The sequence below is a fragment of the uncultured Prevotella sp. genome (genome assembly GCF_946407605.1).
Lineage (GTDB): Bacteria > Bacteroidota > Bacteroidia > Bacteroidales > Bacteroidaceae > Prevotella.
Window position 1 is genome coordinate 1 of record NZ_CAMJOS010000026.1, and the last position, 25,230, is coordinate 25,230.

A 25,230-nucleotide genomic window follows, 5' to 3' on the forward strand; every position below is an offset into this window, starting at 1 on the left:
TTGAAGCGAAGCCCTGAGTCAGAAATGATTCAGGGCTTCTTTGTTTTTTTACCTTTGTGTACCATTATTCCATACCTTTTTCAACAGAATTCCATAGGTCTTAGCGTGTTTGTTTTTGTAACGTGTTTATTTTTAATGACTTACAGAAACGGATGGTTTTCGTATTTTCCATAGGCAACTGATACAACTTTGGAAAAAACTTTGTAACTTTGCAATCGAAAACCAATAGCTATGCAGAAAAAGTCATTCTTCATATTAATAATAGGTGTGTTGCTGACGGCTTGCAGTCAGTCGCAACAGGAGCCGCAGATGCCCTCGGCAGCACATTGCCTGGAGCAGGCTGAGGACGCTCTGGCCAATGACAGCATCCTGCAGGGAGAGACCTTACTACGTAAGACCATCCGCCTGGCTGAAGAGTCAGAAGATTGGCATACCAATTATATTGCCTATCAGCGATTGGCTGAAGCATTGGCGGAGAGCAACCCTGAGGAGGCTCTGCAACTGATGAAGAAAGCCCTGAGCATTTATGAGCAGCATCCTGACGATGAAAGCAATTACATCCTCCTGCTCGACTATGCTGGAACGTATGCCGCACAAGTGGCATTTGTCAATGAGGGTACTTTCGACGAAGCACTCGACTACATCAATAAAGCCTACGACATAGCCAAGAAGGAACAGATGACTAACCTGATGGGTCTCACGCTCACCAGCCTCGCCAACATTGCCTGGGCACAGGATGATTATCGACAGTCCATAGACTATGCCCATCAGGCTATGGCTACTGGCGACACGCAGTCTGGCACGCTTCAGGTGCTGGCTCGCAGCTACCTCTGTCTCAATATGCTCGACTCGGCAGAGACCGTCTATCGGCAGATGGAACCAGGCGATGATGTCCATCTGGCATATATCGTACAGAGTCACCTTGCCAAGATAGCCCTTCGGCGATTGGGCGCCACAGCGGTGGAGGACAGTGTGGACGAAGCTTTCAATCAGATAGAGGATATCTATTTCAAGGCCCTCGAACAGAAGGATCAGTACTATCAGGAGTCGCTGCGTCAGGAGATGGAGAACCAGCAGCTGGAATACCGTTCAAAGATGTATGGCCGCACCCTCCTTATTGTTATCATTGCCTCGCTCTTCGTCATCGTGGCTATCGTGTTGATGGTAAGATACAGGATGCGGGCACAGCATCAGGAGAAACGTCAGTTGCAACAGGAGGCTGAGCATCAGAAGACCCTGTTGCATCAGGCCAACGAGGTGGTGACATTCATGCAGCACTTCATCCTGGAACGTACAGAGGCGGTGAAGAAGCTCAACCAAAGTGGCGACTTGCTCATCTACCTCAGTCCCCACGAATGGAGCGAGATAGAACGAACGCTCAACGCCATCGACAACAATCGCTTTGCCAACCTCCGCGAGCAGTATCCCAACATGCAGGAAGACGACATCCGTTTGTGCTTGCTCACCCGTCTTGGCATCAGCAACCGCACCATTGGCAACATCTACTGCATCACCGTCTCTGCCGTCCAGCATCGCAAGCTCAAGCTGAAGAAGGACGTGTTCGGAGAAACCAATCCAGACATCACGCTGGAACAGATACTATTAAGGTAATAAATAAGCATGCTAACAACTTAAAATCATAAGATTATGAAAACAATAAAACTATTATTCCTATTCCTTCTTGGTGCGCTGCCCATGCAGTCACAGGAATCAGAAGATATCTTAAATAGCGTTGACTACATTCCATTTGTAGAGTTAGGCAAGCAGTGGCATGTGTTTGAGACTTCAGATCCGAACTCTATTTATTATTTTGTAAGATACGAGATGTACGAAAATGTAGAGCGTAACGGCAAGACATACATACAGACATCCTGTTTTGAAGACATTTTGTGTACGATTCGAAAGGAAGGACTGTTTCGTGAGGAAAATCGTCGGGTGTATAAATATGATGAGACGACTGGCAGGGACGTCATGTTGTATGACTTCTCGCTCAAAGAGGGCGATACATTCACATACGAATTTGGTTTTGGCCAACCTACTAATTGTAAGGTATTGAAGCAAGGATGGTTGAACAACGGTCCCCAGATAGTATCTTCGAGTATCCTCACATCAGCTGATACACTGGAATTTGAGTATCGCCGACTACACACATGGACAATTGGTCGTGATAACGGGGTGGGGGGATATGATGAGGTTACTACTTGGGTAGAAGGTGTTGGGTCACTTGATAATATGTTTGGTTCCTTTGCTTCTGACGGAGTGAAGACGTATCTGGCTTACGTAGAAAGGAAAGATAACGAAACAAGCTATCAAAACGAATATCTGCCATTCATGTTTTATAACGCTTACGACTGGATGAGACACATTCATGGTTGCAATCTGCCAACTGGTGCAGAAGACAATTCAGAAGACGACGGGCATCATAAACTTACTTACGAATTAGAAGGTGACCGTCTGCATGTCTATGGAAATGCTTTTACCCAATGTGGACCAAATCACTATGCAATTTTCTACGAGAGCAAAACTGATGACCCGTTGGTCAACAAAATTGAATTCGTAATAAAAGAAGTGGAACCATTAGCTGATTGTATGGCCCTCCATGCTACCAACTTCTATGTTCCAGGCTTCAACCCTAACATGAACTATATCGTGGTAGACAATCAAGGCGAGGAACATCTAGTCATTAACAAGACGCCACAAAGAGCATATCGTCCAATGATTGAAGATGGGAAAGTTTGGAAGCTAGGAAACACGGCAAGTATTTCAGATAGTATTGTGCAGATTGTTGATTACTATTTCTTCGATGGCGACACAATTGTTGACGGAAAGAATTGTAAGCAGATGATGTGCCAACGATATGTCAGCCCAGATCATCCGGATTTTGACTATATGTCGCAACAGCCTTCCTTGAGTAAGGTGGGAGCTTGGTACGAAGAGAACCAGAAAGTTTATGTCTTTAATACAACTAACAATCAGTTTATGTTGATGTATGATTTCTCCGTCGATGCTGATGACACTCTGATGATTGGTAATAATGGTCCATACGTGATAGGACAAAAGCAGACAGGAGGCTTAAAAGGTTTCAAGGGCGTTTATAGAGACATAACAGAGCTGTCGGATGAAGGCAACTACTTCTGTAACATCTGGCTGGAAGGCGTCGGAGGTATTGACGGACCTACCAGGAATGCCTCTCCTGAGGACGTAGATCATGTGCCAGAGTTCCTGATGTCATGTAGTGTCGGCGATGAGGTCATCTACCTCAACGACGACTATGAGGACGGGGCCAGCATCGATGCTACAGGAGCCCGCAAGGACCGCTTTGACTTTGTGCATATCGTCAAGCCTAGACCTAAGGCACCGAGTAAGCAAGAGGAGAGCGATGCGAGCATTATGGCAAAGGCACCGAGTAAGGAGGCGGAAGAACCAATATATGGTGAATACAACGAGCTGCAGCTCGACATCAACCTCAATCCCCTTGCTGATGCCTATATGGTAAGTATCACCAATGAGTCAGGCAAGGCCGTCTACGAGAAAGCCATCAACGCAGGCAGCATCGTGGGTCTGAACATCGACATCTCTGCCTACGCCAAGGGCCGTTACACCGTAACGATGGAGAATAGCCTTGAGTCCTTCACAGGCGAATTCGATGTGCAGACAACAGGAATAGAAGAGGTAACATATAATAAGGTGAAGGCCAGAACTGACATCTTCAACCTCCAGGGCCGCCGCCTGAATACAGAGCCCAAGCATGGGGTGTATATCAAGAACGGAAAGAAGGTGGTGAAATAGAAGAAATCTATCAGTAATTGCGGTCAGAAAAAGATAGAAATAGATAAAAATTTGTAGATATGAGAAAATCAAGTTTGTTATTTCTGTTATTGATGCTGACAGGTTTCGCTTATGGCGAGACGGTGGTTGGCGAGATGCTCCATGAAGGAACTGCGTGGGGGTATGCAGGTTATTGGACAGGGGATTCTTATACTATTAAGGGAACAAAAGCCATGAATGGCAAGACGTATGGTCTGCTTAATATGGAACGTCGTTCGTATGATGGAGCGAGGGCGATGGGACCTGAAGATCTTTCATGGTATCACGCCACCCTTGGCATCCGCGATGAAGGGGGAAAAATATATGTCAACAAGGAAGAGTATCTGAGCTTGCTGACGCAAGAAAACAGCTGGTCTTTAGTAGGTGAGGGTGAGCCTCTGCCGTATGAAGAAACGGTTGACGGCGAATTAGTGCTCTATGACTTTACTAAGAATGTGGGAGATGAGTATTGCCAGTTGACTGACGGCACTTCGCTGACGGTAACCAATGTGAGTGTGTTGACAACGGAGGATGGCATTTCTCGCCGCCGTCTGACACTGAGCAATGGCCTCGACCTGATAGAGGGCGTAGGGTGTACCAACTCACCAGGCTTTCTGCTGTATTGGCTGAACATAAAGCCCGATTGTAAAGAGAGAATGAGGAATGTTGGGTTGTTGACTTATTATGGCATAAGAGAGGAGGATGGCTCGCTTCAACGTATCTTATCCCGCGATTTTGATGCCACAATTAATGAGATGAATGGTAATCCCAACAAAATGCTGACACAAGGCCGCCGTTGGGTATATAACTATGACAATGGGGAGATGAAGGGCACACTGACCTATACTGTTGAGGGTGATACCTTGCTGCATGCATACAAGCGGGCCAAGGTCTATATGACATTGACGGACAACGAGACGAAGAATGTGGTACGCTCTGGCTATATCGGTGCTTTCAACGAGATATCAAATAGCCTCCACTTCCTGCCATCTGACTCATCAGAAGCTGTGCCACTCTATGATTTTACCCAGCATTATCAATCTGTTTTTGAGTATAGCGGTATCTCACGTTTCGTGGTCAACGATGATTCTATTATGGCAGGTAATGATAAGCTTCATAGGATTCAAATGTTGAACAAAAGGCGTTACGATCCTTTTCCTCTGGACAAGGACAGCCTATACTACTGGGTTGAGGGCGTCGGCAGTTCAAAGGGACTGCTGGAATACTGCGCAGGCACACTGATGGATAGCATTCAGTTCGTGGGATGCTATGATGGCGATATGTGTTTCTTCACGAAAGAGGACTTTGAGAAAGAAGGCGACCGTCCTTCGCAATTCCGTGACAATCTAATGATAGGGCCGCTGTCCTATTGGGTTGAGCTGGGGCCAAAGACGGCTACTGTGTTACATTCCGACAGCTATCAGACATTGAGCAACGTGGTAATCCCTTCCTCCGTAGAGCTATGGGGAATTGCTTGTACCGTGACAGCTATAAATGATGGCGCATTCTATGACTGTAATGCCATTACATCTGTCGAGATTTCGGAGGGAGTGGTTGAGATAGGAGAAGAAGCATTCCGTAAATGCGAAAGTATAACTTCTCTTTCCCTGCCTTCAACGCTGGTTACAATCAAAGATGGAGGATTCTTCGGATTAAAGAGCCTGACATCTCTTGTCCTTCCTGAAAATCTCAAAACAATTGGAGGCTGGGCTTTCCAGACGTGTCTGAAATTAAAGGAGCTTGACATCCCTGCCAGTGTGGAAAGCATCGGCAGATATGCTTTTTCGCATTGCCAAAGCCTGGAGAACGTATATTGCCGTGCCACTACGCTACCTACTACTGATGAGACAATGCAGTTCCGTGACATAAACCCTGAAGCAGTTCTTCACGTACCTGCCGCCTCAATAGAGGCTTACAAGAAGACAGCTCCATGGAGCAACTTCAAGTATATTGTTCCCATCGAGGATCAGAACAATTATCGCCCAATGATAGAAGATGGTAAGGTCTGGAAGGTGGGAAGCACTACTGGTATTTCGGATGGTGTTGTGAAGATGGTTGAGTACTACTACTTCGATGGCGACACAATCATCGACGGAAGAACCTGCAAGCAGATGATGTGCCAACGATATGTCAGCCCAGATCATCCGGATTATGATGTTATGATACAAATTCCCTCCTTAAGAAATATTGGAGTTTGGTACGAAGAGGACAAGAAAGTGTATTTTTATAACGCACAGAACAAACAATATAGGATGATGTACGACTTCTCCCTCGAAGCCAATGAAACCTTCCTGATTGATGACTATTATTCCTATGTAATAGGGCCAAAGCAGACTGGTGGATTAGATGGCTTTAAGGGCGTTTATAGAGATGTCATGTGGTATGATGAAGAAGAACCCTATTACAATACCACTTGGTTGGAAGGTGTTGGAGGTATTGACGGTCCAACCGTAAATGTCTATTATGGAAAAGAAGGCCATGGGTTGTTCCTGATGTCGTGTTCCGTTGGTGATGAGGTCATCTACCTCAACGATAAATATGAGGACGGGGCCAGCATCGATGCTGCAGGAGCCCGCAAGGACCGCTTCGACTTTGTGCATATCGTCAAGCCTAGACCTAAGGCACCGAGTAAGCAAGAGAAAATAATGGTTAAGGCTCCAATGAGGGAGGCGGAAGAACCAATATATGGTGAATACAACGAGCTGCAGCTCGACATCAACCTCAATCCCCTTGCTGATGCCTATATGGTAAGTATCACCAATGAGTCAGGCAAGGCCGTCTACGAGAAAGCCATCAACGCAGGCAGCATCGTGGGTCTGAACATCGACATCTCTGCCTACGCCAAGGGCCGTTACACCGTAACGATGGAGAATAGCCTTGAGTCCTTCACTGGCGAATTCGAAGTGCAGACAACTGGAATCACAGAGGTAACATATAATAATAAGGTGAAAATCAGAACTGACATCTTCAACCTCCAGGGCCAGCGATTTAGCTCCTTGCAGAAGGGTCTGAATATCGTTAATGGGCGTAAGGTTGTGGTGAAGTGAAAATAATCAAGAGCGCTCGGCTCTGCCGCTTTCACAAAGCGTAGCGACTGAAAGAGCATTGAATCTACATGATTAGTAAAAATAGTTATATGAAAAAGTATTTATTTCTTTTGATAGTGACAGGAGCATTGGTGGGATGCTCGCCCCAGGTAACATCGGAACTAGTGACGGAAGGGCTTTCGCCCCAGCCAACGAACAAGGTGATGATTGTTGGTGAGGGTGAGAGCACAGGGGATATGCAGACCATAGGACAGGTGACGGTTGACGGAAAGACGGAGTCGGTGAAGAGCCAGTATGGTAAGATGCTGGGCCTGGCCGTCAGGGAAACGGCACAGAAGGGCGGCAACATGCTGGTGGTGGACAACAGCGCGATAGACAAGAACCTGCTGAAGGGCACGATGGGCCACACCGATGGCAAGGTGATAGACTCGCTGACCCTCTCAGTGAAGAGAATAGACGAGTTGAAAGCTCATCTATGGGGCAAGCCTACAACCGTCAACACAGCAGCGACAAAGACCGACAAAACGGAGACCGATATCCCTGATGCTGCGACAGCAGAAGCAGAAAGCACCAGCTGGCAGCAGGAAGAGGAGTCGCAGGGCATTATATTCAAACTCGGCTTTGGACCTATGTGGACTACCTCGAAGCTTTATCTGAGCAAAGATGCTAAGAACTATGTCTCAGACCAGCGTGGCTATGCCATCAACCTGTCAATAGCCTATACAGGAAAGAAGATATATGGCTTCGGTGCCGACTTTTATGGTAGCCGTACGGAGATTGAGATTCCCGATAATTTCATGTACATCGGAAATAAACCCGATTACATCATGATGTATCTCGGCCCCAGCGCCCTTATTGGTGGCAATATCACTCCTTGGTTGCGCCTTGATGCATCGTTGGGTTTAGGTCTGGCTTATTATCACGATGACGGCCAGAACGAAATCGGATTTGGATCGAGAATGACTGTGGGAATGGAGATTATGGTGACAAAGACGTTGGGCATCGGTATCGACGGTGTGCGTCAACGTAGCGTCTTCTCTAAACCTGATGGTTTTAAGCAGCCTGATAATGAGTCGTATGGCTTTGACCACTTGGGTGCCATGCTGACTGTCAGATTCCATTACTAACCTCTTAATCCAGAATTATCATCGCATCGAATAACTATAATATAAGTCATGAAAAAAATAATATTTCTACTGTTAACCACTTTATTGCCGATGGCAGCAAGTGCCCACGACATTGAAGTTCCAAATGGTGATGGTGTTACCATTTATTACAATTTCACCAATGATAGTACGGAGTTGGAAGTTACTTTCCGTGGTGACAACTACATTCCCTTTGAATATACGGGAAACGTGATAATCCCTGAGGAAGTGACCTATATGAACAGGATCTATAAGGTGACGAGTATTGGCAATTGGACTTTCTATGATTGCGGTCTTATCTCCATCACTATTCCTAACAGCGTGACGAGTATTGGCGAGAATGCTTTCGCTTTCTGCTCTGGCCTCACCTCCGTCACTATCCCCAACAGCGTAACGAGTATTGGTAAGAAAGCTTTCTATGGCTGCTTTGGCCTCACCTCTGTCACTATCCCAAACAGTATAACGAGTATTGGTAGTGGTGTTTTCCAGTCTTGCTCTGGACTTACCTCCATTGTTATCCCCAACAGCGTGACGAGTATCAGCGAAGATGCTTTCTATGGCTGCTCCGGCCTTACCTCTATCACCATCCCCAACAGCATAACAAGTATAGGTGATTATGCTTTTGCACATTGTTCTGGCCTTACCTCTGTATCCATACCCAACAGCGTAACGAGTATTGGTAGGGCTGCTTTCCAAGAGTGCTTTAGCCTTGCTTCTATCTCCATTCCCAATAGTGTGACGAGCATTCAAGAGTCAGCTTTCCATAATTGCTTTGGCCTTACCTCCGTCATCATCCCTAACAGCGTAACGAGTATTGGCAGTGGTGCTTTCTATAGTTGTACTGGCCTAACCTCCGTTACCTTTCCCAGTAGCGTAACGAGTATTGGCGGTGGTGCTTTCCATGGTTGCACAGGACTCACCTCCGTCATCATCCCTAACAGCGTGACGAGTATTGAAACTTTTGCATTCGCATATTGCTCTAATCTTACTTCCGTAACAATTGGCAACAGCGTAATGAGTATAGGTAGTAAATCTTTCTCTAATTGCTCTAGTCTCACCTCTGTCACAGTTTTAAATCCTACTCCGATAGCAATTAAGCAAAATGTGTTTACAAGCCGAAAGAATGCGACATTGTATGTGCCTGCAGCTTCCATAGATGCTTATCGGAATGTATCGCCTTGGAACGAGTTTGGAGCTATAGTTCCCCTTGAGGATCAAGTGGCTTATCGTCCATTCGTTGAAGATGGTAAGGTGTGGAAGGTGGGAAGCACTACTGGTATTTCGGATGGTGTTGTGAAAATGGTTGAATACTACTATCTTGATGGCGACACGATTGTTGACGGAAGGACCTGCAAGCAGATGATGTGCCAACGATATGTCAGCCCTGATCATCCGGATTATGATGATATGATACAGATTCCTTCCTTAAGAAATATTGGAGCATGGTACGAAGAGGACAAGAAAGTGTATTTTTATAACGCACAAAACAAACAATATAAGATGATGTACGACTTCTCCCTCGAAGCCAATGAATCCTTCCTGATTGATGACTATTATTCCTATGTAATAGGGCCGAAGCAGACTGGAGGATTAGATGGCTTTAAGGGCGTTTATAGAGATGTCATGTGGTATGATGAAGAAGAACCCTATTACAATACCACTTGGTTGGAAGGTGTTGGAGGTATTGACGGTCCAACCGTAAATGTCTATTATGGAAAAGAAGGCCATGGGTTGTTCCTGATGTCGTGTTCCGTTGGTGATGAGGTCATCTACCTCAACGACGACTATGAGGACGGGGCCAGCATTGATGCGGCAGGAGCCCGCAAGGACCGCTTCGACTTTGTGCATATCATCAAGCCCAGACCCAAGGTGCCGAGTAAGCAAGAGGAGAGCGATGCGAGCATTATGGCAAAGGCTCCGATGAGGGAGGCGGAAGAACCAATATATGGTGAATACAACGAGCTGCAGCTCGACATCAACCTCAATCCCCTTGCTGATGCCTATATGGTAAGTATCACCAATGAGTCAGGCAAGGCCGTCTACGAGAAAGCCATCAACGCAGGCAGCATCGTGGGTCTGAACATCGACATCTCTGCCTACGCCAAGGGCCGTTACACCGTAACGATGGAGAATAGCCTTGAGTCCTTCACTGGCGAATTCGAAGTGCAGACAACTGGAATCACAGAGGTAACATATAATAAGGTGAAGGCCAGAACTGACATCTTCAATCTCCAGGGCCGTCGCCTCAATGCAGAACCTAAGCATGGGGTGTATATAAAGAACGGAAAGAAGGTGATAAAGTGAAAAACTGGCTCGAAACAGAACAACGTATTGAGAATTTTATTATCTTTGCAGAAAATAGCGAAACCCAATAACTGAAGTGTTATGAAAGAGATGAGATTACTACTAGTGTTTTTGCTTGTTCTGGCTACAGGTGGCGCTGTGGCACAAGAATCGAACGTAACGGTAGGTGATGTGTCGAATACGGATTGTGCAATGAGGACGAGATCCGAAGGCAATATCGGAAACCCGAGGCTAAAACTCACGCGTTTTGAAGGTGGTCTGTATGGAGAACTTATCAACTGTGAGGTGAACTGTGCTTATGGTGACGTTAAGGTGATATGTCAGGAAAATGATTCAAATCTCAACATCGGTGTTGACGCAGGTACTGGTGATATACTTGCCGCTTGTGTCTGTCAGATCAATATTTATTTCACCATATTCAATGCGCTAAAGGACGAATACCAAGTGACTGTGAGAGGAAAGAATATTGGTAAGGTGTCTTTCAAGGAACATTCTGTTGTGGAAATAGACTTGGTAACGTTGGCGCAGGCCTATGAGGAAGGCTTTGACTATCCTGTAAAGGTAGAGGGGCTGTCAACATATGAATTTACTAAAAACATTCAGCCTGGTGAGAATCTGAATAAGGTACTTGAGTTTCTACGGGGCGAAGGACAGAACAGTCTTTTTTGTTCATATCAGAATTATGTGTTGCCATGCGAATACTCCTATCTTGACGTTCAGGCAGAACTTGATAAAGACAGCACACTGCTGATTAATGTGATGACAGATGGAATTCCTGGTCAGGGTTGTCTGCGAGTAGCCACCTTGTTCTTTAATCTTGTCAATGTATTTAGAGAATCGTATCACCTGAAATTTTATCATACCATTGTTTCTGCTGATGAGGAAAGGCAAGTAAGATGTTCTGTATGCCTGTATGATGGTGTCTTAAATGTGCCAGATGCAAACAATACTGTATCTATTCCAATAGTTGATGATAATGACTATAATTCTCTCGTAGTAGCAGGTGTTGGTTCCTCTCAAACAGTTGGTGCAGCCACAGATCCTTCTATTGTTGACCTCCAGGGCCGTCGCCTCAATGCAGAACCTAAGCATGGGGTGTATATAAAGAACGGAAAGAAGGTGGTGAAGTAATATAATCAGGAGCGCTCGGCCCTGCCACTTTCACTAAGCGTAGCGACTGAAAGAACCTATAGATATACTCTAGACAGCTTCTAGATATACTCTAGACAGCTTCTAGATATACTCTAGACAGCTTCTAGATATACTCTAGGCTTACTCATTCAGTATGGGTAGAGTATAGGTAGACTAAGGGTAGGATATGACTACACTATGTGAGGGACATTTTCGAATTCTTTGATTTTTTCGCGTCCGATTCATCAAGTCCGTAGCCTTCGGACTCGTAGTCCGTGGGGAGCGGATTCTCAGTCCGTCAGGACGGACTTATCTCATTTCCTTCTTGTTTTTCCGTTCCCCCTAAAAGGGGAACTCCAGTATAGAGGGAGGGTTTCCATCCGTTCCGACGTCATCTTGGACCCGTTCCGACGTCATCTGCGACTCGTTCCGACGTCATCTGCGACCCGTTCCGATGATACTTTAGGGGGGTAAAGTATCGCATCTACGACCGCAAAGTGACGTTCCCTCGGGTGAAAGAAACGTCCCGGACGCCCCAAAAGTGACATACCTTTCACAAGCCGCGGCATCAGTCGACAAGTGAAACTTGTCAATTAGGCTAATAGATCATGGAGTCGGTTCTTTCAGTGGAGGGGATGCAAATCAACGCATCCCCTCCACTGTATATGCATAGATAGGTTTATTTCAGAAGTCGGAGATAGTAGAGGCCAGGACAGAGGGATGAGGAATCAGCCGTCAGGCGTACCTTATATATATTATTGTTGGCCTGTGCTGCCTGTACAATCTCTGCGGGAATGGGGAACTCCAGGTTGTAGAATCCGCCCTCTCTGCTACCCTCTATGGTGAAGGTGGCGATGACCTGTCCGTTGACGGTAACAGAAGCCTTGCGTCCCCTGTCGGCACGACTGAACCGCATCATGATGCTGAGGTTCTTGGCATTGCTGTCGGTATTGGCCAGTGTGTACTGGATGAAGCCGCCATTGCGGGCATCGCGGTAGCGCTCAGAGTTGAACAGTCCCGTGTTGGTGTCGCTGCTGTAGATGCCCTCGTGACCAGCCTCGCTTTGCTGCTCGCCAGGAGCCACGAAGTCGATGGTGCGCTTAGCCAGGGCTTCTGCCTCTGCCTCGCTCTTAGCCATTTCGCTGTTGGCATAGTTCTGTTCTGTCTGCTGGTACCAGTAGCACATATAGCGGTCGTGGTGAATCTGATAGAAGGGCTGCAGGGTCAGGGTCTGCCATTTGTAGGTGTTGACGCCGGGTCGGCTGGCGTCGATGGTGAAGCGCAGCTCGCTGTCGCTGACCTTCTTGATGCGGCTCAGCACATTGTCGCGCTGTCCGATAAGCATGGGCGAGTCGGTGAGCTTCTTTGACGTGCCGCGACTGCCGGGGGAGTGGTCCATGCGACCCTCGAAGCCGTATTCGTTCTGCAACTTCTCGCTGCCCTGTGTGGTATTGGCACCGAGCAGGATGGGACCGTACTTAAAGGCGATATAGTCGGTGTAGTTGGGGCACTCCTCGTAGCGAAGGGTCATGGGGAGAGAGACCTCAACTTTGTCGCCCTTCTTCCATTTGCGAGTGATGTTGACATAGGAAGCCTTGCCAGCGGCAACGGCTGTTGTCTCGACGGCAGCACCATTAATAGTAATGGCGAAGCCACTGCCTACCCATGATGGATGGCGGACAGCTAAGGTGAATGTGCCGTTCTTGCCAATGGTGATGGTGGTCTTAGGCTCGAAGGGGAACTGGGTCTCCTGGGTGACAACGAAGTCCTTGCTGTCGAGGCGTGAGGCGGTGAAGAGGTTCACATAGAGTGTCTGCTTGCCATCGTGGGTGTAGATGAAGTGTCCATACTTAGAGTGGTTCTCCATGCCGGTACCCACACAGCACCACATGCCGTTGTTGGGAACAGAGTAGATGCGATAGCCCTGTGGACGCAGGGTGGTGAAATACACATAGCCGCCAGTCTCGGGGTCCTGTGTGGAGAGGATATGGTTCCACATGGCAGCCTCGTAGAAGTCCACGTACTTGGCATCGGCAGTGCGGTCGAAGAGCATCTCCGAGAACTTCAGCATGTTGTTGGTGTTGCACGACTCGGGGCCGTCGGGCTGGTCGATATAGCGGTTGCCGTTGGTGGCAGCCAGGAAGTGCTCGTTCACTGAGTTGCCACCAATGCAGACGGTGCGGTTGGTAGCTACATCCTGCCAGAAGTTCTCGGCAGCAGTAATATAATTAGTTGCTGCAGCGTCCATCTCACCGATGCGCTCCATGCCAATGAACTTAGGCACTTGGGTGTTGGCGTGCTTGCCGTCGAGGAAGGTCTCGTTGAGTGTCTGCATGCCGTTGAGCATCGCCTTGTGGGTGTATTTCTTGGCGGCAGCCAGGTATTTGGCGTCGCCAAAGAGCTGGTAGGCATCGAGCAGCGACTCGTTCATGCCGCCGTGCTCGCAGTTGAGGAAACCCTCGAAAGCCTGGTCATCGACCTTGGCAATGAGGTTAGTGCTCCAGTCGGCCAGCTTGCGGAACATCTCCTTGGCCTCCTTGCTATTGCCATAGAGATAGGCATCGCGCAGTCCGGCCAGAATCTTATGTTCGCAATAGAAGGGCACCCATCCCCAGTTTTTCTGAATGCCAGAGAGGTCGCCGGCATAGAGTTTCTTCCAGGAGTCGTTGATGGGCTGTCCGCCAATGAATCCGTAGAGACCTTCAGTATTCTTGTCGTAAGCATCCTGACAGTCTTTCATTACCTTCAGCATGTAGTCCAAGCGCTCTTTCATCTTGGCACGCTGGCCCTCGTCGTGACTGGCGGCATAGGCCAGTGCCAGGGCTGACACATAGTGTCCTCCCACATGTCCGCTGAGGTCGAAGCCAGCATCGCCGCCCCAGTTCTTGAAGTTGGGGTGCTTTTGCTCCCACTGGTAGTAGGGGCTCTGCGGGTCGGTAGTGGCCGAGAGACCTGCCTGACGTACGAAGGGCGTCAGTAGGCGGTCGGTGTCGTACTGGAGCAGCATGTCGATGTTCTTGTCCTGTGCGGTCTTGAACGGTCCGTCGAGCAGTGTTACCTGCTCCAGGTCGAAATGCTTCGGATAAAGCTCTGTCTGTGCGTTAGCATTTTGCAGGGCTAAAAGAAAGAAGCCTGCTAAGAATAGTTTAGGTCTCATACGCTGTTTATGTTTTATTTTACTGTTGTCCTTCGGTCGCGGATCAGCTTGATTTCACGAAGCAGATCCTCGTAGTGCAACTTGTTGATGCCGCTCTCGACCTGAGCCTGCTGCTTGCAGAAATCCTCCACCTTTTGCAGGTTCATCATCATAAAGAGCACAGCATCGGAGTTGTTAAACTGTGAAGTTGTCGTGTTCTGGACGCCTGTCGTTGTGGGATTGATGGCACTGTTCATGTTCTTCAGATAAGAACGCTGCAGACTTCTGCGGAGCTTGGCCTTCAGGTCGCTGCCGCTTTCTGTCTTCCACACCTCGGCAAAGAGGTCGTCCAAATACTCGTCGATAGGATAGCCGAAAGCGTCGAGGTTACTCAGGTTCCTGGGTTCCATCAGTCTTCTAAGCAGACTCTCCTGCAAGTCGTTCTGAGCTATCATGACGTTGGTACCAGTCTTCGACATGATATTCTCGGGGTAGAGCCATTCGGGAGTCTCGAAGACGTTGCGACCAATGAACTGCAGAGCCTCCTGCTGACGCTCCTTGGGTACATTTACGAAAGGCTCCTCGCCAGGCATGTTGTTGTTGAAGCGGCCTCCGATGTTTCTGTACACATGACCTACATAGCGGTTGAACTGGTCTCTGACAGCAGCCCACATCTCGCAAAGGTCCTCATACTGGTCGTTGTCCTGCTTGGTCCATTTGGGCAGTTTCTCCATGATGCGCTTCAGGTTCTTGATACCATATTCCGAAGCCTTCATGTTGTTGTCGCTTAGGTCCTCGGTCTGTGCACGAGGGTCGTCGCCCCAGCCTTCGCCACCGAACCACAGGCGCTGGTTGCCACGCAGCACGTCGGTGGTCTCCTTCATCAGCTTTTCCTTCTCCTCATATTCGTCCTTGAACTCAGGGCGCCACTGGTATCCCCATTTGATGGCCCAGCGGTCGTAGTCGTTGATGCGGGGGAAGAGTCCCTTCTCCGAGATGTTGTCCTCGGGCTGGGCTACGTAGTTGAAGCGGGCATAGTCCATGATACTGGAGGTGTGACCGTTCTTCTCCACCCATGCCTTGTCGCGCAGTTTTTCTACTGGCGTGGCAAACGAAGCACCCATGTTATGGCGCAGACCCAGGGTGTGGCCTACCTCGTGACTGCTGACGAAACGAATCAGCTCACCCATCAGCTTGTCGTCGAACTTCATGCTGCGGGCACGGCTGTCCACAGCACCACATTGTACCATATACCATTTGGTCAGCAGGTTCATCACGTTGTGATACCAGCAGATATGCGCCTCGATAATCTCACCTGAACGGGGGTCGATGATATGGGGACCATAGGCATTCTCAATCTCGGCAGGCAGATAGCGCAGGCCAGAGTAGCGGGCATCCTCCATGCTGACGTTGGGGTCATCCTCGGGCAGCACCTTGGCAACGATAGCGTTCTTGAAGCCGGCGGCCTCGAAAGCCACGTTCCAGTCGTTGACACCCTGAATGAGATAGGGAATCCACTTCTTAGGTGTGGCGGGGTCGATGTAATAGACAATCTGCTTCTCGGGCTCGGTCAGCTCGCCACGCAGATACTTCTTCTTATCCTTTGGCACCAGACGATAACGGGCGATGTATGACTCGTGCTGCGTCTTGTGCTGGTCGTCGCTGAACAGCGTGATGCCATTGACGAAATAGCCGACGCGCTCATCCCACAGACGACCACGCATGGGCTCCTTAGGCAACAGCACGATGCTGGTGTTCATGCCCAGCGTGATGTTGCCAGCCTGTGAGGCAGGCGACTGTCCGGCCTGAGCGCCATAGGTGCGGGTGGTCACCACCTCGATGTTGGTGGGGTAGACCTTCATGGTGTCGATATAGGTTGTGTTGTTCTGTGGACCGCCCAGCTTCAGGCTGGTCTTCAGACTCTGCGACAGGTCTGTCAGCTTGCTGTTGCCCTTGAACAGGGGCGTCACCTCTACCAGCTGTGCGTCGTTCTCTTCGTTATGACCAATAATCTTGAGGTCCATCACGATGGGGTCGACGGTAGACTGCAACAGGGTGCGACGGATATTGTCGCCCTCCTTGGCCACCTGTGTCACCACATATTGGCGCACCAGCAGCTGTGACGTGTCGCGTTTCTCGATATAGAAGGCGATGTCGTTGGCTTCCTCACCAGCAAACTTACCGAAGTTCTGGGGAACAGCGGTGAAGCGGTTCACACAGAGGATGAGACGACCCAGCATGGAGTCGGGCACCTCGAAGTAATACTTATCCTCGATGTGACGCACGGTGAAGAGGCCCTTCATGACGGTGCCGCCCTTCTTCACGATTTTCTCATACTCCGTTTCCTTCTTAGGCTTTTCCACCTTCGCTGTGTCAACAGCGGTGGTGTCCTGGTTGGCTACTACGGTTGATACGGTGTCCTGCTTCAGTGTGTCGGCAGGTGCGAAACGAAACTCTCTGGCCTGCATGGTTGTAGCCAGCATGAGTCCCATAACGATTGTTAGTTTTCTCATTTTGTTTTTAGTTTATGATGTTTATTGTTTGTATGCTAACGCAGCACCGATGGCGGTGCAGAACTGTGAATACTTGGGAATATGGAAGCGCACATTGTAGAGCTTCTCCAGGGCAGGGAATATCTCCTGGCTCTGGGGCAATAGCGACAGGTTGCCGATGAGTACCATGTCGCGACAGTCGGTACCCTGAGCGGCCAGTACGGCTGCCGAGCCAATGCTCTGTAGCACCATCGTGATGATGCCGCAGGCGATATCCTCTCGTGAGGCGTCGTTCTTGGCATGGGCAAAGAGTGATGCCGTAGCCTCCATAGGCAGACCAGGCAGCGGCTGTGCCGAGATGTCGCCAATGAGCAGGTTGATATTGCGGATGTTACCCTGCTTGGCCATCTCTGACACCTGCTTGATGTCGCTGGTGTTCAGCATGATACGGCTCAGACCCTGCAGGGTGCCACCTCCGATGCCGATACCACCGATATGTTCAATCTTGTCGCCATGACACATCACAAACGAAGTACCTGTGCCCATCGAGATGACAATGGCATGGTCCAGATGACTCTCGTAGCGAGCTCCCAGCGCGTCGGCAATGAACTCGTCGCAGCGACTGGTCTTCACACCATACACGTCGCCCTTTACATAGGCGGCTCCTACGCCAGTCAGCATCACATGATCCACTTCCTCCAGTTGCAGGTCGTTGTCGTGCAGATATTTTCCGAATGCGCCGTAGAGTGAGGTGATAGGGTCGGCTGCCGTGATGCGTATCGGTGCCGTTGGCTTACCATCCTTTAGTCCTACTATCTTCGTGGTGCTAATGCCCACATCAATACCTATGATTATTCCCATAATGATGAATTTTGTGCGCAAAGTTACAATTTTTTTATCACAAACCAAAATACATCATTCATAATTTTGCCGCTTGAAAGGTTTTTTGTACCTTTGCCCTCAGAAACCTAAAAAAATGCATATAGCAATTGCAGGAAATATTGGTAGTGGAAAGTCGACGCTGACGAAGATGCTAGCTCGTCATTACGGCTGGGAGGCACGCTTCGAGGCTGTCGACCAGAATCCCTATCTGGAGGACTATTATCGTGACATACACCGCTGGTCGTTCAACCTGGAGGTGTTTTTCCTCAAAGAGCGTTTCCGTGACTTGATTGATATATCCAAGGCCGACCACACCATAGTTCAAGACCGTACCATCTTCGAAGGTGTTTATGTGTTTATGCAGAACAACAAAGCCATGGGCAACCTCTCCGACCGCGACTATGAGACCTATATGGAGTTGTTCGAGCAGATGATGACAGTGGTGAAATATCCCGACCTGATGATTTATCTTCGTGCCTCGGTGCCCCATCTGGTGGGAAACATCCAGAAGCGGGCCCGCGACTACGAACAGTCCATCCAGCTGGAATATCTGGAAAACCTGAACCGTCGTTACGACGAGTTTATATATAAGATGTATAAGGGCCGTGTGATGGTCATCGAGAAAGATAATCTGGATTACCAGAACAATCCGAAGGACTTCGCACAGATAGTGGACCGCATAGATGCCACCCTCTTTGGACTCTTCCCTCCCTCAACTCCTTAAACTCCTTCTAACTTCTTAAACTTCTTCTAACTTCTAAATAAGATGCACATCGCAATAGCAGGAAATATTGGTAGTGGCAAGACCACGCTGACCAAGATGCTGGCCCATCGTTACGGATGGACCCCCAGGTTCGAACCCGTAGACAATAACCCCTATCTGGAGGACTTTTATGCCGACATGAAACGTTGGTCGTTCAACCTTCAGATTTACTTCCTGAACAAGCGTTTCAAAGAGGTGGTAGAGATTGCCCATTCCAAGGAAACCATCATTCAGGACCGCACCATCTTCGAGGATGCCTGTATCTTTGCGCCTAACCTGCATGGTCAGGGCATGATGAGCGACCGCGACTTTGCCAACTACAAAGACTTGTTCGACCTGATGATGTCGCTGGTGCAGTTGCCAGACCTCATGATTTATATCCGCAGCAGTATCCCTACGCTGGTGGCACAAATCCAGAAACGTGGTCGCGAATACGAGCAGACCATGCGTCTGGACTATCTGGAAGGTCTTAGCCGCCGCTATGAGGAATGGATTGAGACCTACAAGGGTCAGCTCATCATTATCGACGGCGACCACTGTAAGTTTGGCGAGAACCCTGAGCATTTCAAGCAGGTCACCGACATGATTGACGCTAAGCTGTATGGTCTCTTCCCCATGGAGTAACAGAACGAATCATAACCAAATACCTCTTTTTTATGAAAAAAGGAATCATCTTGGCGTCGCTGATGGCGATGATGACGCTGACAAGTGCCAACGCACAGGTTTATCTCGACCCGCAGGCTCCTATCGAGTCACGAGTTAAGGATGCCTTGAGTCGCATGACGATCCACGAGAAGATCAAAGTGCTCCATGCACAGAGTAAGTTCACGTCGACAGGTGTGCCCCGTCTGGGCATCCGCCAGCTGAATATGGACGACGGTCCTCATGGTGTGCGTGAGGAGTTGGAGTGGAACACTTGGAATCCGGCACGCTGGACCAACGATTACTGTGTGGCCTTCCCATCGCTCACCTGCTTGGCAGCCACTTGGAACCGTGACCTCTCGGCTATCTATGGCAACGCCATCAGCGAGGAGTTTGCCTATCGCGGCAAGGACCTGCTGCTGGGCCCTGGTGTCAATATCCAGCGCACACCGCTCAATGGTCGTGCCTTCGAGTATATGGGTGAGGACCCCTATCTGGCAGGCGAGATGGCGGTGCCCTATATCGTGGCTGCTCAGAAGAATGGTGTAGGCTGTTGTTTGAAGCATTACGTGCTGAATGATCAGGAGACCGACCGCTTTGCCGTCAATGTCAACGTGTCTGAGCGTGCTCTCCGTGAAATATACCTATATCCCTTTGAGCAGGCCGTGAAGCGTGCCCATGTATGGAGCATCATGGGTTCTTATAACCTGTGGCAGAACGTGCATTGCTGTCATAACGATGCCCTCATCAACGGTATTCTGAAGAAAGAGTGGGGGTGGGATGGCGCACTGGTCAGCGACTGGGGTGGCACCACCAATACCCAGGAGGCCGTTTTTGGTGGACTCGACATCGAGATGGGAACCTTTACTGACGGTAAGCTGCGTGAGAGCGAGTTTGGCTACGACGACTATTATCTGGCCAAGCCCTTCGAGCAGCTCATCAACGAGGGCAAGGTGCCTATGTCAGTGCTCGACGATAAGGTGGCTCGTGTGTTGCGTCTCATGTTCCGTACTGGTATGAACCCCCAGAAAGTTATTGGTTCTATGTGCAGCGAGGCCCACTACGACGCCTGCCGTCAAATTGGCGAGGAGGGTATCGTGATGCTGAAGAACGAGAAGGATATCCTGCCGCTCAGCTCCTCTATATATAATAAGGTGTTGGTGGTGGGTGAGAACGCCACCCGTTCGCTTACCCAGGGCGGTGGCTCGTCAGAGCTGAAGACCCTGAAGGATGTGTCACCCCTCGAAGCTATCAGCTCTCAACTTTCAACTCTCAACTCTCAACTTTCAACTGACTATGCCCAGGGTTATATGTCTGGCCGTGCCATGTACGACCGTGTGGACCGTGTTGACCCCGCCAAGCAGGCTGAGCTGAAGGCCGAGGCGCTGGAGAAGGCCAAGACTGCCGACCTGATTATCTTCATCGGCGGACTGAACAAGAACCACCGTCAGGACTGTGAGAATGGCGATCGCGAGAGCTATGACCTCTCCTTTGGTCAGAACGAGCTCATCAGCGAGTTGGCTAAGATTCAGAAGAACATCATTGTGGTCACTTTCGGTGGCAACCCCTACGCGATGCCTTGGATTAACGAGGTGAAGGCTGTGCTCCACTGCTGGTATCTGGGCAGCGAGGCCGGTAATGCGCTGGTCAATGTTCTCACGGGTAAGGTCAATCCCAGCGGCAAGCTGCCTGTTACCATTGCTCAGAACTATGAGGACTATCCCTATGTGAAGTTTGGCACAGAGGCCTATCCAGGTGTCAACAAGCAGGTGTACTATAAGGAAGATATCTTTGTGGGCTATCGTGGCTTCGAGCGTAACAAGACTAAGGCCTTGTTCCCCTTCGGCTTCGGACTCAGCTACACCACCTTTAAGTATGGAAAGCCCACCGTCACCCTTAGTGGCGATGACATTGTTGTCGAGACCACCATCACCAACACTGGCAGTGTGGCTGGCCGCGAGGTGGCACAGGTCTATGTCTCTGCCCCCAAGAACAAGCAGATAGAGAAGCCTGTCAAGGAACTGAAGGCCTTCGGTAAGACGCGCAGCTTGAAGCCAGGCGAAAGCGAGACGTTACGCATGACGCTGAAGAAAGCTAACCTCTCGTCATGGGACGAGGCCACCCACCAGTGGCTGCTCGACAGCGGCACCTACACCTTCCAGGTGGGCGCCAGCAGCGCTGATATTCGTGATAAAGTTACTCTCAAGTTATAATCACATGAACCAAATTACAGAGAAAGAAGGCATCACCGATGCCAGAAAACTGGGCGCACCCAAGTACATTATCTTGGGTGTGCAACATTTGTTTGCCATGTTTGGTGCCACTGTGCTGGTGCCTGTATTAACTGGTCTTTCCGTGTCGTCAACACTGTTGTTTGCAGGTGTTGGCACACTGGTCTTTCATTTAGTCAGCAAGTTGCAGGTGCCTGCTTTCTTGGGCTCCTCGTTTGCCTTCCTGGGGGGCTATATGTCGGTGAAGGCGCTGGGCGTAGAGCAGGGCATGAGCGAGACGCTGGCCTTGGACTATGCCTGCATCGGTGTGTTCTTTGCCGGAATGTGTTATTTCCTGATGGCAGCACTTATTAAGACGTTTGGCATCGAGAAGATGCTGCGCTTCTTCCCGCCATTGGTTACTGGCCCCATGATTATCGCCATCGGTTTGGTGCTCTCTGGTAGTGCTATTCAGAACTGCACTACCAATTGGACGTTGGCTATTGTGGCGCTGGCAACGGTGATTCTTGCCAGTGTGTGTGGTAAAGGTATCATTAGGATTATTCCCATTCTGCTGGGTGTGGTGGTCAGCTATATTACAGCTGTGGCAATGGGCGAGGTTGATTTCTCGTCGTTGAGTGAGGCTGCATGGATTGGACTGCCGTTCACCAGGGAGCAGACCGCATTGGCCGTCTTTGACAATATGGATACCACCTTCCTCATCTCTACCATCATCGCCATCATGCCTATCGCTATTGCAACTATCATGGAGCATATCGGCGATATGTGTGCCATCTCTTCTACCGTAGGCAAGGACTTCCTGAAGGAGCCTGGTCTGCATCGCACCCTGATGGGCGACGGACTGGCAACGGCTCTGGCATCACTCTTTGGCGCCCCTGCCAATACCACTTATGGCGAGAATACTGGTGTGCTGAATCTGACCAAGGTGTTCGACCCCGCTGTCATTCGTCTGGCAGCCTGCTTTGCTATCCTGCTGTCGTTCTGTCCTAAGTTTGCGTGCCTGATAGGCCTGATGCCTGCTGCCACGATTGGTGGTGTGAGTCTGATTCTCTATGGTATGATATCGGCTGTAGGTGTGCGCAACTTGATAGAGGACAGTGTGGACTTCAACTCTTCACGCAACGTGTTTGTGGCTGCCTTGATTCTGGTTATTGCCATTGGTGTAAAATATGGTGCTGATGATAACGTGAATATCGGTCCCATCCATTTCTCGGGTCTGGCCCTTTCTGCTATCGTTGGTGTGACGCTCAATGCTGTGCTGCCTGGTAAGTTAGGCATGAAGGTAAAGAGTGTTCACGGAAAGGAGAAAAAAGAACATCAGTGATAAACTTTTTTAATCCCATCAAATAAAAAACACTCCTGCCACAAACGTGCGGCAGGAGTGTTTTTTTGTTTATTCTTTATTGCCCTTGGCCTTAAAAGTTCCACTTAACAGCCAGTGTGGGGTTGATGAAGAATGTCTTGTCACTTGTAGGATCAGCGTTATAGACGAAGTTATCAGAAATCTCCCACTCCGTGCCTACACTGAAGTGCTTGGTGAAGTTGTACCACAGCTGGGGCTCGGTGAGCACTACGAGGCATCCGTGGCCGTTGGCTTTCTCACCACGCCAGAAGTCGATGAAGCCTGCAAAGGACAGCTTGTTGTCGAGGAAGTTCAGACCCCATACACCTGTCAGCTGGGCGCTGGCATAAGAATGGGTGTTGTCATAGCTCTTGAAGAACTGTTTGTATAATAACTGCACAGACCACGTCTTTGAGAAATCTGCATTGTGTCCGTTATAGGCAGCACCGATGAGTCCTGCCTGTTGGAAACTACCGCTCTTAGAGAGTCCGCCATCGTACTCGATATGGGCAGCAATGGGTAAGTTCTTGCTTAAGTTGAACTCGCGTGAAATCTCCGTGTAGGCACTCTCTGTGAAATGACTTGACAGGTCGAGGTCAACGAAGTAGTACCATGAACCCCACTGGTCGGCCTTGAACTGCTCGAGGGTGACAGTCACTTTCGAACGTCCGGCTTCTTCGCCAGTATAGATGTTACGTCCGAAGTCGTAGTGTAACTGAATGTTTTGTGCGTTGGCGCTCAGGGCTGCTACAGCCATCAGCGCAATAGTCATAAGTTTTTTCATGTTCTTTTACTATTTAAATTTAACTTCTTAATTACAAAAACGCATAGCGGCAGATGAAGAGGACTGCCAGCAGAATCGTTCCCCAGTTGATGTTGTTTCGGGCATCGCGGTCCTTCATGGTGAACGACAGCAGGTGGATGAGCACATAAGAGATGACACCCATGAGAATACCGTCGGAAATACTGTAGGTGAGTGGCATGAGCACGATGCACACGAAGCAGGGAATGGCTGTCACATAGTCGGAGAAGTCAACCTTACGGATGTCGTACATCATCATGACGCCTACCAGCACAAGTGCCGATGCAGTGGCCTCACCAGGGATGGCAAGGAACAGCGGGGCAAAGAGCAGGGCAACGGCAAAGCAGAGGGCTGTGATGAGGCTGGTAAGACCAGAGCGGCCACCGGCATTCACACCCGATGCACTCTCTACATAGGTGGTAACGGTAGAAGTACCCAGCATGGCACCCACCGTTGTACCTACGGCATCAGCCATAAAGGCCTTGTTGAGGTTCTTCACGTTGCCGTCGTCATCTACCATGCCGGCACGGTTGGACACACCAATGAGCGTGCCGATGGTGTCGAACATATCGATGAACAGAAAGGTGAGCACCACGATAATCATATCTACTGTGAAGATGTTATGCCACTCGAACTGCCAGAGGATGGGCTCGATGGAGGGAGGCGTGGACAGAATGCCGTTGTAGTGGGTAACGCCCAAGGGGATGCCCACAAGGGTAGTCACCAAAATGCCGATAAGCAGTGAACCCGTGACGTTCTTGACCAACAAAGCAGCGGTGATCAGAATACCGAAGATGCCCAGCAGCACAGCAGGGTCGTGCAGGTCGCCCATCGTGACGAAGGTGGCGTCAGAGGAACCTACGATACCAGCACTCTTCAGACCAACAAAGGCGATGAAGAGTCCGATGCCCGGGCTGATGGCACGTCGCAACACCAGTGGGATGGCATTGACGATGTAGCTGCGCAGACCCGTGATGGTGAGCAGAATGAAGATAATACCCTCGATGAACACGGCTGTCAGCGCAAACTGCCAGGAATAGCCCATCGTCAGCACCACCGTAAAGGCAAAGAAGGCGTTGAGACCCATGCCTGGAGCCAGTGCGAAAGGCAACTTGGCATAGAGTGCCATTACAATAGTACCGACAACGGCAGAGATGCAAGTGGTGGTAAAAACAGCACCTTTGTCCATGCCGGTGTTAGAGAGAATGTCGGGGTTCACGGCCAGAATATAGGCCATCGTCAGAAACGTTGTGATGCCGCCTATGACTTCCTTGCGGATGGTCATTGTAGCAGCATCAAATCCAAGAAAAACTAATAATTTTTCCATCTTGTTTTTTGTATGTAAGCGATATTTATTATCAGCAGAATGTTTTTCCTTTGTCAAATTTCCTGCAAAGGTAGTCATTCTTATTGAACTGACCAAATCATTGCACTAAAACCTTTACAGAAAAATTAAGGGTCAGAGAATGACTCTCTGACCCCCTGATTATTTGTTTGTTTTGTGAT

General features: G+C 49.3%; 15 protein-coding genes. 10 read left to right on the plus strand and 5 right to left on the minus strand.

Going from position 1 to position 25,230, the window contains the following annotated elements; genetic code table 11:
• Positions 1 to 231: 231 nt before the first annotated feature.
• The 6 genes from Q0R57_RS10760 (at position 232) to Q0R57_RS10785 (ending at position 11,434) form a co-directional block, all read left to right on the plus strand.
• The gene (locus Q0R57_RS10760) at positions 232 to 1,611 is read left to right on the plus strand and encodes a hypothetical protein (RefSeq protein ID WP_294747281.1); all 1,380 of its coding nucleotides are present in this window, start codon (positions 232 to 234) and stop codon (positions 1,609 to 1,611) included.
• 36 nt (positions 1,612 to 1,647) lie between these two features.
• Positions 1,648 to 3,789, plus strand: coding sequence for a DUF3244 domain-containing protein (locus Q0R57_RS10765; RefSeq protein ID WP_294747284.1), 2,142 nt, complete (start codon positions 1,648 to 1,650; stop codon positions 3,787 to 3,789).
• A gap of 59 nt (positions 3,790 to 3,848) precedes the next feature.
• A complete protein-coding gene (locus Q0R57_RS10770) occupies positions 3,849 to 6,854 on the plus strand; it encodes a leucine-rich repeat domain-containing protein (protein WP_294747286.1) in 3,006 nt (1,001 codons plus the stop codon).
• Positions 6,855 to 6,943: 89 nt separating this feature from the next.
• Positions 6,944 to 7,981, plus strand: a complete 1,038-nt coding sequence (locus tag Q0R57_RS10775; protein WP_294747288.1) for a hypothetical protein — start codon at positions 6,944 to 6,946, stop codon at positions 7,979 to 7,981.
• 90 nt (positions 7,982 to 8,071) lie between these two features.
• Positions 8,072 to 10,303, plus strand: a complete 2,232-nt coding sequence (locus Q0R57_RS10780; protein WP_294747291.1) for a leucine-rich repeat domain-containing protein — start codon at positions 8,072 to 8,074, stop codon at positions 10,301 to 10,303.
• An 81-nt stretch (positions 10,304 to 10,384) separates the two neighbouring features.
• Complete coding sequence (locus Q0R57_RS10785; RefSeq protein ID WP_294747293.1) at positions 10,385 to 11,434, plus strand: hypothetical protein; 1,050 nt, start codon at positions 10,385 to 10,387, stop codon at positions 11,432 to 11,434.
• A gap of 679 nt (positions 11,435 to 12,113) precedes the next feature.
• Here Q0R57_RS10785 and Q0R57_RS10790 read toward each other — a convergent pair.
• The 3 genes from Q0R57_RS10790 to coaW are packed head-to-tail and all read right to left on the minus strand — an operon-like array spanning position 12,114 to position 17,923.
• On the minus strand, positions 12,114 to 14,591 hold the full coding sequence (locus tag Q0R57_RS10790) for a beta-L-arabinofuranosidase domain-containing protein (RefSeq protein ID WP_294747295.1): 2,478 nt from the start codon (positions 14,589 to 14,591) through the stop codon (positions 12,114 to 12,116).
• A 14-nt stretch (positions 14,592 to 14,605) separates the two neighbouring features.
• Positions 14,606 to 17,083: a zinc-dependent metalloprotease gene (locus Q0R57_RS10795; protein ID WP_294747297.1), complete on the minus strand. Its 2,478-nt coding sequence runs from the start codon at positions 17,081 to 17,083 to the stop codon at positions 14,606 to 14,608.
• Between the two features lie 21 nt (positions 17,084 to 17,104).
• On the minus strand, positions 17,105 to 17,923 hold the full coding sequence (gene coaW, locus Q0R57_RS10800) for a type II pantothenate kinase (protein ID WP_294747300.1): 819 nt from the start codon (positions 17,921 to 17,923) through the stop codon (positions 17,105 to 17,107).
• A gap of 115 nt (positions 17,924 to 18,038) precedes the next feature.
• Here coaW and Q0R57_RS10805 point away from each other — a divergent pair, with 115 nt between their 5' ends.
• The 4 genes from Q0R57_RS10805 to Q0R57_RS10820 are packed head-to-tail and all read left to right on the plus strand — an operon-like array spanning position 18,039 to position 22,904.
• Complete coding sequence (locus Q0R57_RS10805) at positions 18,039 to 18,668, plus strand: deoxynucleoside kinase (protein ID WP_294747301.1); 630 nt, start codon at positions 18,039 to 18,041, stop codon at positions 18,666 to 18,668.
• A gap of 42 nt (positions 18,669 to 18,710) precedes the next feature.
• Positions 18,711 to 19,331 (plus strand): deoxynucleoside kinase, encoded by a 621-nt coding sequence (locus Q0R57_RS10810; RefSeq protein ID WP_294747304.1) that lies wholly within the window; start codon positions 18,711 to 18,713, stop codon positions 19,329 to 19,331.
• Positions 19,332 to 19,363: 32 nt separating this feature from the next.
• The gene (locus Q0R57_RS10815; protein WP_294747306.1) at positions 19,364 to 21,562 is read left to right on the plus strand and encodes a glycoside hydrolase family 3 C-terminal domain-containing protein; all 2,199 of its coding nucleotides are present in this window, start codon (positions 19,364 to 19,366) and stop codon (positions 21,560 to 21,562) included.
• A gap of 4 nt (positions 21,563 to 21,566) precedes the next feature.
• Positions 21,567 to 22,904, plus strand: coding sequence for a solute carrier family 23 protein (locus Q0R57_RS10820; RefSeq protein ID WP_294747309.1), 1,338 nt, complete (start codon positions 21,567 to 21,569; stop codon positions 22,902 to 22,904).
• Positions 22,905 to 22,995: 91 nt separating this feature from the next.
• Here Q0R57_RS10820 and Q0R57_RS10825 read toward each other — a convergent pair whose 3' ends face one another.
• Both Q0R57_RS10825 and Q0R57_RS10830 read right to left on the minus strand, forming a co-directional pair.
• The gene (locus tag Q0R57_RS10825) at positions 22,996 to 23,706 is read right to left on the minus strand and encodes a DUF5020 family protein (protein WP_294747310.1); all 711 of its coding nucleotides are present in this window, start codon (positions 23,704 to 23,706) and stop codon (positions 22,996 to 22,998) included.
• Positions 23,707 to 23,737: 31 nt separating this feature from the next.
• On the minus strand, positions 23,738 to 25,051 hold the full coding sequence (locus tag Q0R57_RS10830) for an NCS2 family permease (RefSeq protein ID WP_294747313.1): 1,314 nt from the start codon (positions 25,049 to 25,051) through the stop codon (positions 23,738 to 23,740).
• Positions 25,052 to 25,230: the final 179 nt, after the last annotated feature.